At 53.5% G+C, this 13,083-nt stretch carries 13 protein-coding genes; 4 read left to right on the plus strand and 9 right to left on the minus strand.

Annotation, left to right across the window (positions count from 1 at the left end; translation table 11 throughout):
* Nucleotides 1-17: 17 nt before the first annotated feature.
* Nucleotides 18-869, minus strand: a complete 852-nt coding sequence (gene pdxK, locus QUF14_RS15335; protein ID WP_000096671.1) for a pyridoxine/pyridoxal/pyridoxamine kinase — start codon at nucleotides 867-869, stop codon at nucleotides 18-20.
* Nucleotides 870-973: 104 nt separating this feature from the next.
* Here pdxK and QUF14_RS15340 point away from each other — a divergent pair, with 104 nt between their 5' ends.
* Entirely contained in the window at nucleotides 974-1,342 is a 369-nt protein-coding gene (locus QUF14_RS15340; RefSeq protein ID WP_000719945.1) for a YfeK family protein, read from the plus strand.
* Nucleotides 1,343-1,344: 2 nt separating this feature from the next.
* Here the strand turns inward: QUF14_RS15340 and cysM are convergent, their stop codons facing one another.
* From cysM to murR, 7 genes are all read right to left on the minus strand, one after another.
* Entirely contained in the window at nucleotides 1,345-2,256 is a 912-nt protein-coding gene (gene cysM, locus QUF14_RS15345; RefSeq protein ID WP_000105470.1) for a cysteine synthase B, read from the minus strand.
* A gap of 134 nt (nucleotides 2,257-2,390) precedes the next feature.
* Nucleotides 2,391-3,488 (minus strand): sulfate/thiosulfate ABC transporter ATP-binding protein CysA, encoded by a 1,098-nt coding sequence (cysA, locus tag QUF14_RS15350; RefSeq protein ID WP_000021028.1) that lies wholly within the window; start codon nucleotides 3,486-3,488, stop codon nucleotides 2,391-2,393.
* Nucleotides 3,478-4,353 carry a sulfate/thiosulfate ABC transporter permease CysW gene (gene cysW, locus QUF14_RS15355; protein ID WP_000852677.1) on the minus strand — a complete coding sequence of 292 codons (876 nt, stop codon included), beginning with the start codon at nucleotides 4,351-4,353 and terminating at the stop codon, nucleotides 3,478-3,480. Before cysW ends, cysA begins: the two co-directional genes overlap by 11 nt.
* On the minus strand, nucleotides 4,353-5,186 hold the full coding sequence (cysT, locus tag QUF14_RS15360; RefSeq protein ID WP_000458406.1) for a sulfate/thiosulfate ABC transporter permease CysT: 834 nt from the start codon (nucleotides 5,184-5,186) through the stop codon (nucleotides 4,353-4,355). The genes cysW and cysT overlap by 1 nt, the downstream gene beginning before the upstream one ends.
* A complete protein-coding gene (cysP, locus tag QUF14_RS15365; protein ID WP_000290221.1) occupies nucleotides 5,186-6,202 on the minus strand; it encodes a thiosulfate/sulfate ABC transporter substrate-binding protein CysP in 1,017 nt (338 codons plus the stop codon). The genes cysT and cysP overlap by 1 nt, the downstream gene beginning before the upstream one ends.
* Nucleotides 6,203-6,505: 303 nt before the next feature.
* Complete coding sequence (ucpA, locus tag QUF14_RS15370) at nucleotides 6,506-7,297, minus strand: SDR family oxidoreductase UcpA (protein WP_000517442.1); 792 nt, start codon at nucleotides 7,295-7,297, stop codon at nucleotides 6,506-6,508.
* 128 nt (nucleotides 7,298-7,425) lie between these two features.
* Nucleotides 7,426-8,283 carry an HTH-type transcriptional regulator MurR gene (gene murR, locus QUF14_RS15375; protein WP_000966433.1) on the minus strand — a complete coding sequence of 286 codons (858 nt, stop codon included), beginning with the start codon at nucleotides 8,281-8,283 and terminating at the stop codon, nucleotides 7,426-7,428.
* 163 nt (nucleotides 8,284-8,446) lie between these two features.
* Between murR and murQ the strand changes: the two genes are divergently transcribed.
* From murQ to pbp4b, 3 genes are read left to right on the plus strand one after another with little or no spacing between them, the layout of a single operon-like run.
* Nucleotides 8,447-9,343, plus strand: coding sequence for an N-acetylmuramic acid 6-phosphate etherase (gene murQ / locus QUF14_RS15380; RefSeq protein ID WP_001175601.1), 897 nt, complete (start codon nucleotides 8,447-8,449; stop codon nucleotides 9,341-9,343).
* Between the two features lie 3 nt (nucleotides 9,344-9,346).
* On the plus strand, nucleotides 9,347-10,771 hold the full coding sequence (gene murP, locus QUF14_RS15385) for a PTS N-acetylmuramic acid transporter subunit IIBC (protein ID WP_100733736.1): 1,425 nt from the start codon (nucleotides 9,347-9,349) through the stop codon (nucleotides 10,769-10,771).
* 2 nt (nucleotides 10,772-10,773) lie between these two features.
* A complete protein-coding gene (gene pbp4b, locus QUF14_RS15390; RefSeq protein WP_100733737.1) occupies nucleotides 10,774-12,078 on the plus strand; it encodes a penicillin binding protein PBP4B in 1,305 nt (434 codons plus the stop codon).
* Between the two features lie 57 nt (nucleotides 12,079-12,135).
* Here pbp4b and yfeX read toward each other — a convergent pair whose 3' ends face one another.
* Entirely contained in the window at nucleotides 12,136-13,035 is a 900-nt protein-coding gene (gene yfeX / locus QUF14_RS15395) for a porphyrinogen peroxidase (RefSeq protein WP_000084590.1), read from the minus strand.
* Between the last annotated feature and the right edge of the window lie 48 nt (nucleotides 13,036-13,083).

Raw genomic sequence — 13,083 nt, forward strand, 5'->3', positions numbered from 1 at the left:
CCATCGGCGCCATTTTTTTATGCTTCAGTCAGCGGCGGCAAAATCAATTCATCGCTACCATACTGCTGGGTATAGCGCATCACCTCCAGCACGCGTAATCCCGCGCTATGTACCGCGTCAGTTAATTCCTTACCTTTCAACAAGCCACTGATAAGTTGAGCACAAAACAGGTCGCCAGTCCCTTTCAGGTCAGTTTTAACCCGTGAATGGGAAATGACATTCACGCTGTCGGCGGTGACCACCACCACCTGCATCTCCTGATTTTCTTCATTACCGGAGGCACTGGTAATCACCACCCACTTTAATGTGTCTGAAAGCAGACTTTTTGCGGCAGCAATGGCGCTGTCGAGATCGCGGCAATTTTTACCTGTCAGGATTTCCAGCTCAAAGATATTGGGCGTAATACCCTGCGCCAGAGGCAGTAAATATTGTCGGTATGCCTCAGGAAGGTCAGGTTTGACATAAATTCCGCTATCAATATCGCCAATCACCGGATCGACCATAATCAATAAGTCAGGATGGTCTTTGCGTAGCGCAGTCAGCCACTCGGCAAGGATTTTGATTTGCGATGCCGTTCCCATATAGCCCGTGGTGACAGCGCGCAGCTGGCGCAGCGCATCACGCTCCTGAAGCGCACGCAAATAACCGCTAAACCATTCGTCCGGAATCGCACCACCGTAGAAAGTGTCATAATGCGGCGTATTGCTCAGCAATACCGTCGGCACGGCAAAGACATTCAGGCCGTTCTGTTTGATAGCAGGCACGGCAATGCTGTTGCCTACGCTGCCGTACACTACCTGCGACTGCACGGCGACGATATCCGCCTGCAATGCCCTGCTCTTATCGTTAAACAACAACAAACTACTCATTTAATTTTTTCTCCTTGCCGATGATCCTCATCGTATTCCAACCGAAACTTTACCTGATTCTGGCAGTCAAATCGGCTATCACAAAACAAGGATAAGGTAATTCAATGAAGAAAATCATTTGTCTGGTCATTACGCTGCTAATGACACTCCCCGCTTACGCGAAGTTAACCGCCCACGAAGAAGCCCGCATCAACGCCATGCTGGAGGGATTAGCACAGAAAAAGGATTTGATATTTGTGCGCAACGGCGATGAACATACCTGCGATGAAGCGGTTTCCCATTTGCGTCTGAAGCTGGGCAATACCCGTAATCGCATTGATACTGCTGAGCAATTTATTGATAAGGTTGCTTCGTCATCATCGATTACCGGGAAGCCGTATATCGTGAAGATGCCCGGTAAGAGCGATGAAAACGCGCAACCTTTTTTACATGCGTTAATTGCGCAGACGGATAAAACGGTGCCTGCACAATAATCTTAAATCCCCGCCCCCTGACTAAAGTGCTCTTCCCCAAACACCCCGGTAGAAAGGTAGCGATCGCCACGATCGCAGATGATCGCTACCACCACTGCACCAGGGTTGGCTTTTGCCACCCGCAGTGCTCCGGCAACCGCGCCGCCGGAACTTACACCGCAGAAAATCCCTTCCCGCACTGCCAGTTCGCGCATGGTGTTTTCCGCATCGCGCTGATGAATATCCAGCACCTCATCCACCAGCGAAGCGTTGAAGATGCCTGGCAGATATTCCTCAGGCCAGCGACGAATGCCGGGAATGCTGCTGCCCTCTTCCGGCTGCAGACCAACAATGGTCACCGGTTTGGATTGCTCGCGCATAAAGCGCGACACGCCGGTAATCGTACCGGTCGTCCCCATGCTGGAGACAAAATGGGTAATGCGACCGCCGGTTTGCTGCCAGATTTCCGGCCCGGTGGTGGTGTAATGCGCATAAGGATTATCGGGATTATTGAACTGATCGAGCAGCTTGCCTTCACCGCGATTCGCCATGTCCAGCGCCAGATCGCGCGCACCTTCCATGCCCTGCTCTTTGGTGACCAGAATTAGCTCCGCACCGTAGGCACGCATCGCCGCGCGACGCTCCTGGCTCATGTTATCGGGCATCAGCAATTTCATGCGATAGCCTTTTAGCGCGGCAATCATTGCCAGTGCAATCCCGGTGTTACCACTGGTGGCTTCGATTAACACATCACCCGGTTTAATTTCCCCGCGCTTTTCCGCCTCGACGATCATCGAAAGCGCCGCACGATCTTTCACCGAACCGGCCGGATTATTGCCTTCCAGCTTTAACCACACTTCACTGCCGTTATCCGGCCCCATTCGTTGTAATTTCACCAGAGGCGTATTGCCTATTGTTTGTTCTAATGTACTCACGATCTCTGTCCATACGTGGTGTTGCCTGATGCGACGTTTACGCGTCTTATCAGGCCTACAGGTTACAAAACCTTGCCATTAAAAAGCCCGGATCGCGGGAAGCGCCTCCGGGCGTTTAACATTCACTCAACCTATCAGGCGCTTTGTGCGAGAGCAAGTTCCTCATCGCGGGTTTCAATACGCTCGTCGCCGTTATACAGTCGCGCATGTTGCAGCCCGACGAACAAACGATCGCCGCGCACCGGCGCATCATCACCACGCATTACCACGGTGAGCGGATCTTCATACCACCCCAGCGGCTGCACGACTAATTGGGTGTAGTGGCCTTTCGGGCTGGCTTCCAGCACCTGCACCGGCAGCGGCGAATCGAGGCTGGTGCGGCGGCTGATATCCACTTCCCACGGGCGCAGGAAGAGATCCACCGGCCCCTGGTACGCAGGGGTATATCCCAGCGGCCAGCGGTGCGCACCAACGTGGAACTGCCCACCGCGAATCGTTCCCTGCAAGCGGTTCACTTCGCCCATAAACTCCAGCACAAAACGGGTCGCCGGTTCGCGCCAGACCTGATCCGGTTCATCAGCCTGTTCGATATTGCCCTGGCTCATCACCACAACGCGGTTGGCGACTTCCATCGCTTCTTCCTGGTCGTGGGTAACGAACACACTGGTGAATTTCAGCTCTTCATGCAACTGACGCAGCCAGCGACGCAGCTCTTTACGCACCTGCGCATCCAGCGCGCCAAACGGTTCATCAAGCAGCAGAATTTGCGGTTCGACAGCCAGCGCGCGCGCCAGCGCCACACGCTGTTTCTGCCCGCCGGAAAGCTGGGCCGGATAACGATCCGCCAGATGGGCAAGCTGGACCATTTCCAGCAACTTTGTCACTTTCGCTTTGATGGCTGCGGCATTCGGGCGCTCGCGACGCGGCAGCACCGTCAGGCCGAAGGCGATATTGTCGAACACCGTCATATGGCGGAACAGCGCGTAATGCTGAAACACGAAACCGACTTTGCGATCGCGTGCATGCAGGCGGCTGACGTCGGTGCCGTGGAAACGAATATGCCCGCTGGTTTGATGCTCCAGCCCGGCGATAATCCGCAGCAGCGTGGTTTTCCCGGAACCGGACGGCCCCAGCAATGCGACCATCTGACCAGAAGGAATATCCAGTGAGATATCGTTCAGCACCTGGGTGCGACCAAACGACTTCTTAATATTGGCAATCTCAATGCTCATGATGTTCCTCCTGTTGCGCGCGTTTTTCCTGATTCTCCAGGCGCCACTGCAACATACTCTTTAAAAACAGGGTGATAATCGCCATCAGCGTCAACAGCGCCGCGGCGGTAAAGGAGCCGACGGTGTTGTAGTCCTGCTCCAGCAATTCAATCTGTAACGGCAACGACAGGGTTTCGCCACGAATCGAGCCGGATACCACCGACACCGCGCCAAACTCGCCTATCGCGCGGGCGTTGGTCAGCACCACGCCGTAAAGCAGCGCCCAGCGGATGTTCGGCAGCGTGACGCGGCGGAACATCTGCCAGCCAGACGCGCCAAGCAAAATCGCCGCTTCGTCTTCCTGGCAGCCCTGGCTTAACATCACCGGCACCAGCTCGCGCACCACAAACGGACAGGTCACGAAGATGGTGACCAGCACCATTCCCGGCCAGGAGAACATAATTTGCAGATTATGTTCATCCAGCCAGCCACCGAGCGGGCCGTTAGAGCCGTAGAACAGCAGATAGACCAGACCGGCAACCACCGGCGACACGGCAAACGGAATGTCCAGCAGCGTCAGCAATAACTGGCGTCCGGGGAAGTTAAAGCGCGTCACCAGCCAGGCCAGCAGAATACCGAACACCAGGTTTACCGGTACGGCAATCAGCGCGATCATCACCGTCAGCCAAATAGCGTGCAGCATGTCCGGGTCAGCAAGATTCTGTAACACCGGCATCAGCCCTTTGCTGAATGCCTGCACGAAAATGTAAATCATCGGCACCAGCAGGATGAACGCCGAAACCAGCATCCCGATGCCAATCAGAAACCATTTGCCCCAGTTAATTGGGCGCGCGTCATAACGCTTCAACTGTGTCACTTCCGCCATTAATGACCTACCACACGCCGACCAAAGCGACTTTGCAGAGTGTTAATTGAGAACAGCAGCAGCAGTGACGCCGCGAGGATCACCGAAGCAATTGCGCTCGCCGCCGGGTAATCAAACTCCTGTAAGCGAACAAAAATCATCAGCGACGTCACTTCCGTCTTCCAGGCGATGTTCCCGGCGATAAAAATCACCGCACCAAACTCACCGAGACTACGGGTAAACGACAGCGCCACGCCCGCCACCAGCGCCGGAGAAAGCTCCGGCAGCACCACTTTGCAGAAACTCTGCCAGCGCGTTGCGCCGAGCGTTTCTGCGGCTTCTTCATATTCCGGGCCTAACTCCTCCAGCACCGGCTGCACGGTACGCACCACAAACGGAATACTGGTAAAGGCCATCGCCACCGCGATACCAAGCCACGTATAGGTGACTTTGATATCAAACTTCGCCAGCCATTCACCGTAAAAACCGTTCACGGAAAAGAGCGAGGCCAGCGTTAAACCTGCTACCGCCGTTGGTAGCGCAAACGGTAAATCCATCAGCGCATCAAGCAGCGTGCGGCCCGGAAAGCGATAGCGGGTTAAAATCCACGCCATCAGCAGGCCGAAAACGCCGTTAAAAATCGATGCCACAAACGCCGACAGCAGCGTCACTTTATAGGCCGCAACCACCTGCGGGTTGGTGATCACCTCCCAATACTGCGCCCAGCTCATCTGAGCCAGTTGCATCACCAGTGCGGAGAGCGGCAGCAGCAAAATCAGGCACACAAACAGCAGACTGGTGCCGAGGCTTAAGGTAAAGCCCGGCAGCACGCGTCTGGAAGAAACTGCAAACATTAGTTACGCCCCGCCGCTAACAGCTTGTCTAACTCGCCGCCGCTGTTGAAGTGGGTTTTCATCACTTCCGGCCAGGAGCCAAATTTATCTTCCACGCGAAACAGCTCGGTCTGCGGGAATTTGTCTTTCAGTTTGTCCATGACTTCCGGGTTATTCACGCGGTAGTAATAATCGGTAATGATCGTTTGCGCCTGTGGGCTGTAGAGCCAGTTCAGGTAAGCTTTTGCCGCTTTTTCCGTGCCGTTGGCCTGCACGTTTTTATCGACCCACGCCACCGGGAATTCCGCCAGAATGTTGGTTTTCGGAATCACCACTTCAAAGCCCTGCGCTTCATACTGCTTGCGGATGTTGTTCACTTCCGATTCGAAGCTAATCAGCACATCGCCCAGCCCGCGCTCGGCAAAAGTAGTGGTCGCGCCACGACCGCCGGTATCGAACACTTCCACGTTTTTCAGGAACTGGGTCATAAACTGTTCGGTTTTGGCTTTATCGCCACCGTCAGCTTTATCCGCTGCGCCCCATGCCGCCAGATAGGTATAACGCGCGTTACCGGAGGTTTTTGGGTTCGGGAAAATCAGCTTCACGTCGGAGCGCACCAGATCGTTCCAGTCATGGATATTCTTCGGGTTGCCCTTACGCACCAGGAAGCCCATGGTGGAGTAAAACGGCGAGCTGTTATTCGGCAGGCGCGACTGCCAGTCAGCCGGGATCAGCTTGCCTTTATCATGCAGGATCTGCACGTCGGTCACCTGGTTATAAGTGACAACGTCCGCTTTTAAGCCCTGCAAAATCGCCAGCGCCTGTTTTGATGACCCGGCATGAGATTGTTTTATCGTCAGTTTATCGCCGCCGTTGTCTTTGGCCCATTGTTGCTCAAACGGCGGATTCAGGGCAGCAAACAGCTCGCGGGAGACGTCATAAGAACTGTTCAGCAGTTCCGTTGCCTGTACATGGCCCGCCAGCAGCAGAGAAGCGACCAGCGCGAGTGAGTTCTTTTTCAGTAAGTTAACGGCCATTGCGCACCCTTATTAATTAAATGACTTTCTATTAGTCATCATATTTATAACGGACGTGAAAGGAGTAACGGTTTTATATACCGTTTGGTGATTTGGAAGTTGAAAAGGGAATAAGAACTTGGTTCAACAGGCGTAATTGTTGCAGTCAGTTTGGACACGAACAGCGCGGAGAAACCGGAGCGTACACATAGTACGTGAGGATTTCGAGCACTGCCCGGGGCCAAAATGACAAATAAAATAGCCTGGTGAACTTAGTTCAAGACGAAATCCTCCCCACACATGCAGGGAGGAAACAGAGGTGAATCAGATGCCGACGCTAACCGTCTCCGGCAGTGTGCTGCCGCCATCAATCACATTCTGTGTACCGGTTAAATAGCTGGATTCATCGGATGCGAGGAAGGCCGCCAGTTCGCCAACTTCCAGCGGATCGGCGAGGCGACGCAGCGGGATTGCTTTCGCCATTTCAGTCAGCACCGATTCCGGATCCTCCGGGTTTGACTGACGCGCGATGCTTTCCGCCATTGGCGTGCGAACATATCCTGGGCAGATGGCGTTAACGCGAATACCAGACTGCGCGTACTCCACCGCCAGCGATTTAGTCAGGCCAACAATCGCCGCTTTCGTTAAGGCATACGCCGTTTCGCCCGGATCGGCCACCATATCGCCAGTGACCGAAGACATCATCACAATGCGACCATCTTTGCGGGCAATCATCTCCGGCAGCACCGCCTTCGTGACGTTCCATACGCCTTTTATATTGATATCAATATGGAAATCGCGATCTTCATCGCTCATATCGAGGAAACTGCCCAGACGACAAACGCCTGCGTTATTCACCAGGATATCAATGCGCCCTTCTTTTTCCTTTGCGCGCTTGATAGCTGCGGCTACCGACGCCGGGTCACGCACATCGGCGACAACCGCCGTACAGCGATGACCACGACCACACAGTTCGTCCGCCAGCTTTTCGATCTCAGGGGAGATATCCAGCAAGATTAGGTTTGCGCCATGACGCGCAAAAGTTCTGGCAATTCCTTCGCCAATTCCCTGCAATGCGCCCGTAATCAGTGCTGTCTTGCCCGTGAGTTTACCCATTTTAATGCTCTCCTTGTTAATACAGAGCGTTACACTCCATTCCCTCTGAAAATACAGGATAAACAAAATATTGCTGCGGATCAGCTCACTAATTCAGGAAAATCTCAATCCAGTCGCTGCTTTATGCATCATTTCAGGCGTTGTGTTAGCTCACTGCTGCGCTCAATCATTTTCAATGACTCGACATCATTAAGTTGTACCAGCCCAACAAACAGTAAATCGGTAACCGAATTTTGCGCCGTGCGGGTGGACATCGACGAGCTACGCCATTCGGTTTCACCAGAAACGGTATCGAGGGTGAAATGTGCCAACCGCCGCAGCGAAGAATCAGTCAGTGAAGTAATGGCAATCACCGTTGCCCCCTGCTTTCGCGCTGCCTCGGCGCATAGCAAAATCTCTTTTTTACTGCCGCTGTAAGAGATAGCGATTTGTACATCACCTTTTTTCAACGCCTGGGAAACGGTAGCTTGTACGTGCGTGTCGGCTTCACAGGCCACGCGATAACCAATTTTCATCAGTTTGAATGAAAGATCGCGCCCCACCAGCGCCGACCCGCCCAGGCCTGTTATCTGGATAAACGGCGCTTTACTGATGACCTCAATGATTTTTTGCAGCCGCGCGTAATCGAGTAAGGCGCAGGTTTGCTCCAGTGCCAGCTCTTTTTCGCGATTCAGTTTGCGGGCAATCACTTCCAGCGAATCGTCACTGGTAATCGAACTGTGCAAGTGCAGCGCCGTGGCATTCGTTTTCTCCCGGCTGGCACTGTATTCGCCAATTAACGCCATACGCAATTCAGTAAATCCTTGCGCGCCGAGCTTCTGGGCAAACTTCACAATACTCGACTGGCTGATGCCGAGCTGTTTCGCCATCTTGCGCGAAGAGACGGATTTCAGCTCACTCACTTTAGCCTGCAGAAAGTCAGCTATTTTTTGCTCGTTCTCGGTAAATTCACTTTCTGCATTGCGTATTTTCGTCAGGTACAACATCTTCCACTCTCCTGGGCTGGCAGCAAAAATTCCGCTTAAGTTCTTATGACGCTCTTCACACTCTGCGAGTGTAGACTCAATGATTCCTTTAAGTCTGTCAATTCGGGATATATGATTCCATCCATCTGCAATTATTTGATCGTAAATAGTAAGGTCACCACCGATGCAACTTGAAAAGATGATTACCGAAGGCTCGAACGCCGCTTCGGCTGAAATTGACCGCGTATCAACGCTGGAAATGTGCCGGATTATCAACGATGAAGATAAAACCGTACCACTCGCCGTTGAGCGTGTACTGCCGGATATCGCCGCAGCGATCGATGTTATCCACGCCCAAGTAAGCGGCGGCGGTCGACTGATTTACATCGGTGCGGGGACTTCCGGTCGTCTGGGTATTCTTGATGCCAGCGAATGTCCGCCGACCTACGGCGTCAAACCGGGCCTGGTGGTTGGTTTGATTGCTGGCGGTGAATATGCCATTCAGCACGCGGTGGAAGGCGCAGAAGATAGCCGGGAAGGTGGCGTTAACGATCTAAAAAATATCGGCTTAACCACACAGGATGTAGTGGTTGGTATTGCTGCCAGTGGTCGCACACCGTATGTGATTGCCGGGCTGGAATACGCACGCCAACTCGGTTGCCGCACAGTGGGCATTTCCTGTAATCCGGGGAGCGCCGTTTCAACCACCGCTGAGTTTGCTATTACTCCGGTGGTTGGTGCCGAAGTGGTTACCGGTTCTTCGCGAATGAAAGCAGGCACAGCGCAGAAACTGGTACTCAATATGCTCTCTACCGGGCTGATGATTAAATCCGGCAAAGTGTTCGGCAACCTGATGGTCGATGTGGTCGCCACCAACGAAAAATTGCATGTGCGCCAGGTCAATATCGTTAAAAACGCCACCGGATGTAACGCCGAACAAGCGGAAGCGGCGTTAATTGCCTGCGAGCGCAACTGCAAAACGGCCATTGTGATGGTGCTGAAAAATCTCGATGCCGCAGAAGCTAAAAAACGCCTGGATCAACACGGCGGCTTTATTCGTCAGGTTTTAGACAAGGAATAACCCATGGCCAAAGAGATCAGCAGTGAACTTCTGAACACCATCCTTACCCGTGTCGGCGGACCGGGGAATATCGCCAGTTGTGGTAACTGTATGACGCGCCTGCGTCTGGGTGTACATGACAGTTCACTGGTTGATCCCAATATCAAAACGCTGGAAGGCGTGAAGGGCGTCATTTTGACCAGCGATCAGGTACAGGTCGTTTTTGGACCAGGTAAAGCGCATCGTGCCGCCAAAGCGATGAGCGAACTGCTGGGCGAAGCCCCGGTACAGGATGCCGCAGAAATCGCCGCTCAGAATAAACGCCAGTTAAAAGCCAAACAAACCTCCGGCGTGCAACAGTTTCTTGCCAAATTCGCCACTATCTTCACGCCGCTGATCCCCGGTTTTATTGCTGCGGGTCTGTTGCTGGGGATAGCGACGTTAATTGCCACCGTGATGCACGTTCCGGCAGATGCTCAGGGAACGCTACCCGATGCGCTGAATTTTATGAAGGTGTTCAGCAAAGGTTTGTTCACTTTCCTGGTGATTCTGGTGGGCTATAACGCTGCCCAGGCATTTGGCGGCACGGGCGTCAATGGCGCAATTATCGCCGCGCTCTTTTTGCTCGGTTATAACCCTGCTGCCACCACCGGTTACTACGCCGGTTTTCACGATTTCTTCGGTCTGCCCATCGATCCGCGTGGCAATATTATCGGCGTGTTGATTGCCGCCTGGGCCTGCGCCCGCATCGAAGGCATGGTGCGCCGCATTATGCCAGACGATCTCGACATGCTGTTGACCTCGTTAATCACTCTGCTGATCACCGCCACACTGGCGTATTTGATCATTATGCCGCTGGGTGGCTGGTTATTCGAAGGCATGTCGTGGCTGTTTATGCACCTGAACAGTAATCCGCTCGGTTGTGCAGTTTTAGCAGGGCTATTCCTGATCGCCGTGGTGTTTGGCGTGCATCAGGGCTTTATTCCTGTTTACCTGGCCTTAATGGACAGCCAGGGATTCAACAGCCTGTTCCCCATCCTTTCAATGGCAGGCGCGGGCCAGGTGGGTGCGGCGCTGGCACTCTACTGGCGGGCGCAACCGCACAGTGCATTACGCAGTCAGGTCCGCGGGGCAATTATTCCCGGTCTGCTGGGCGTTGGCGAACCGTTAATTTACGGCGTCACCCTACCCCGCATGAAACCGTTTGTTACCGCCTGTTTAGGTGGCGCGGCGGGCGGTTTGTTTATCGGCCTGATAGCCTGGTGGGGTCTGCCGATGGGCTTAAACAGCGCCTTTGGGCCGTCTGGCCTGGTGGCGCTGCCGCTGATGACATCCGCGAAAGGCATCCTTCCGGCAATGGCGGTTTACGCTGGCGGGATTCTGGTGGCATGGGTTTGTGGGTTTATTTTCACCACACTCTTTGGCTGCCGTAACGTCAATCTGGACTGATTATGAAACGGACAATGCTCTATTTTTCTCTGCTGGCTGTCAGCTGTAGCGTCAGCGCCGCAAAATACCCTGTTCTGACAGAAAGTTCGCCAGAGAAAGCAGGGTTTAACGTCGAACGGCTTAACCAGATGGATCGCTGGATTAGCCAGCAAGTCGATGCCGGTTATCCCGGCGTTAACCTGCTGATCATTAAAGATAATCAGATTGTGTATCGCAAAGCCTGGGGCGCGGCGAAAAAGTACGATGGCAGCGTGTTAATGAAGCAGCCAGTAAAAGCAACCACCGAGACGCTGTATGACCTGGCCTCAAACACAAAAATGTACGCCACTAACTTCGCCCTACAAAAGCTAATGAGCGAAGGCAAACTACATCCTGACGATCTGATTGCGAAATATATTCCGGGATTTGCCGACAGTCCAAATGACACCATCAAAGGCAAAAACACGCTGCGGATTTCTGATCTGCTGCATCACAGCGGCGGTTTCCCGGCGGACCCGCAATACCCAAATAAAGCCGTCGCGGGCGCGTTATATTCCCAGGATAAAGGCCAGACGTTGGAAATGATCAAGCGCACGCCGCTGGAATATCAGCCCGGCAGCAAACATATCTACAGCGATGTCGATTATATGCTGCTTGGATTTATCGTCGAGTCAGTCACCGGTCAGCCGCTTGACCGCTATGTTGAAGAGTCGATTTATCGCCCGCTCAACCTGACGCATACGGTGTTTAATCCGCTGCTGAAAGGCTTTAAACCACAGCAAATTGCCGCCACGGAACTGAACGGCAATACCCGCGATGGCGTGATTCACTTCCCGAATATCCGCACCTCCACTCTCTGGGGTCAGGTGCACGATGAAAAAGCATTCTATTCGATGGGCGGCGTTTCCGGGCACGCAGGTTTGTTTTCCAATACCGGCGATATTGCGGTGTTAATGCAAACGATGCTGAACGGCGGCGGCTATGGCGATGTGCAGCTGTTCAGTGCGGAAACGGTGAAGATGTTCACCATCAGCTCTAAGGAAGACGCCACTTTTGGCCTTGGCTGGCGCGTGAATGGTAATGCCACCATGACGCCGACGTTTGGCACGCTGGCAAGCCCGCAAACCTACGGTCACACTGGCTGGACCGGGACGGTGACCGTTATCGATCCGGTGAATCATATGGCGATTGTGATGTTAAGCAACAAGCCACATTCGCCAGTTGCCGATCCACAAAAAAATCCCAATATGTTCGAAAGCGGTCAGCTACCGATTGCAACTTATGGTTGGGTGGTGGATCAGGTGTATGCGGCGTTAAAGCAGAAGTAATAAAAAGGCCAGCCAGTTGTGTTACTGGCTGGCCTTTAATCATTGAATCAGAAGCGCTTACAGTGCCATCAGTTTGTCCAGCGACGGCGCGAAATAATAGCCGCCAGTGACCGGTTTGGTGAAACGCAACATCGCATCACGCTTACCATCGGTATCGCCAAACATACTCAGCAGTTGCTGCTCAATGTTATGTAAACGCGCGCAGTAGGCACAGAAATACAGACCGTGCGTGCCGCTGGCAGTGCCGTATGGCAGGCTCTGGCGAACAATCTTCAGTCCTTTGCCATCTTCTTTCAGATCAACACGGGTCAGGTGAGAAGTTTCCGGACGCTCATCGCCGTCAATCTCTTCGTTAGCCTCTTTGGTACGCCCGATCATCATCTCCTGATCGTGAACGCTCATCCGGTTGAGTTGCTTCAGGTTGTGCTCCCAACGCTGCACAAATACATAGCTGCCGCCTGCATCCACGCCGTCTTTGATAACCGCCACTTCGCGACGCGTCTCTTCACCCGCCGGGTTTTCTGTACCGTCAACAAAGCCGCTCAGATCACGCTCTTCAACCCAACGGAAGCCGTGGATCTCTTCTTTCACTTCAATGCAGTCACCAAAGGCTTCCATCGCCGCCTGAGCGACAGAGAAGTTTACGTCGTGACGCAGAGAAAGAATGTGGATCAACACATCGAACTGGGTGGTCGGCGCAAGGCCTTTACCGTAGCCCGGAAAATCTTTCAGCTCTTCGGCCCCAACGCCGCCGCTCAGAGCGCGCCAGGTGTTGTTACCAAAGGCAACCACCGCACCAAGATGCGCGTCCGGGAATTTCGCTTCAAAAGTTGCCAGTTTGTCGGCAAATGTTTTACTGGCCGCACGCAGGGCGTCAACTTCCCCTTTCACGTTGGCTTCGATCCAAATCGCCGCGCGGCAATGTTCTGGCAAAATGCCACTCTGAACCTGAGACATTGTTCCTCCTGAAAATAAGAATGCCACGCAATCCGTGGCATTGTTGGG

The sequence above is a fragment of the Escherichia sp. HH091_1A genome (assembly GCF_030295175.1).
Taxonomy (GTDB): Bacteria; Pseudomonadota; Gammaproteobacteria; order Enterobacterales; family Enterobacteriaceae; genus Escherichia; species Escherichia coli_F.

What these genes read in the sequence shown, in the direction of transcription:
- QUF14_RS15340 (WP_000719945.1), top strand. Translation starts at nt 974, where the DNA reads ATGAAGAAAATCATTTGTCTGGTCATTACGCTGCTAATGACACTCCCC.
- pbp4b (WP_100733737.1), top strand. Translation starts at nt 10,774, where the DNA reads ATGAAACGGACAATGCTCTATTTTTCTCTGCTGGCTGTCAGCTGTAGC.
- murR (WP_000966433.1), bottom strand. Translation starts at nt 8,283, where the DNA reads ATGTTGTACCTGACGAAAATACGCAATGCAGAAAGTGAATTTACCGAG.
- cysP (WP_000290221.1), bottom strand. Translation starts at nt 6,202, where the DNA reads ATGGCCGTTAACTTACTGAAAAAGAACTCACTCGCGCTGGTCGCTTCT.
- murP (WP_100733736.1), top strand. Translation starts at nt 9,347, where the DNA reads ATGGCCAAAGAGATCAGCAGTGAACTTCTGAACACCATCCTTACCCGT.
- cysT (WP_000458406.1), bottom strand. Translation starts at nt 5,186, where the DNA reads ATGTTTGCAGTTTCTTCCAGACGCGTGCTGCCGGGCTTTACCTTAAGC.
- cysW (WP_000852677.1), bottom strand. Translation starts at nt 4,353, where the DNA reads ATGGCGGAAGTGACACAGTTGAAGCGTTATGACGCGCGCCCAATTAAC.
- murQ (WP_001175601.1), top strand. Translation starts at nt 8,447, where the DNA reads ATGCAACTTGAAAAGATGATTACCGAAGGCTCGAACGCCGCTTCGGCT.
- pdxK (WP_000096671.1), bottom strand. Translation starts at nt 869, where the DNA reads ATGAGTAGTTTGTTGTTGTTTAACGATAAGAGCAGGGCATTGCAGGCG.
- ucpA (WP_000517442.1), bottom strand. Translation starts at nt 7,297, where the DNA reads ATGGGTAAACTCACGGGCAAGACAGCACTGATTACGGGCGCATTGCAG.
- cysA (WP_000021028.1), bottom strand. Translation starts at nt 3,488, where the DNA reads ATGAGCATTGAGATTGCCAATATTAAGAAGTCGTTTGGTCGCACCCAG.
- yfeX (WP_000084590.1), bottom strand. Translation starts at nt 13,035, where the DNA reads ATGTCTCAGGTTCAGAGTGGCATTTTGCCAGAACATTGCCGCGCGGCG.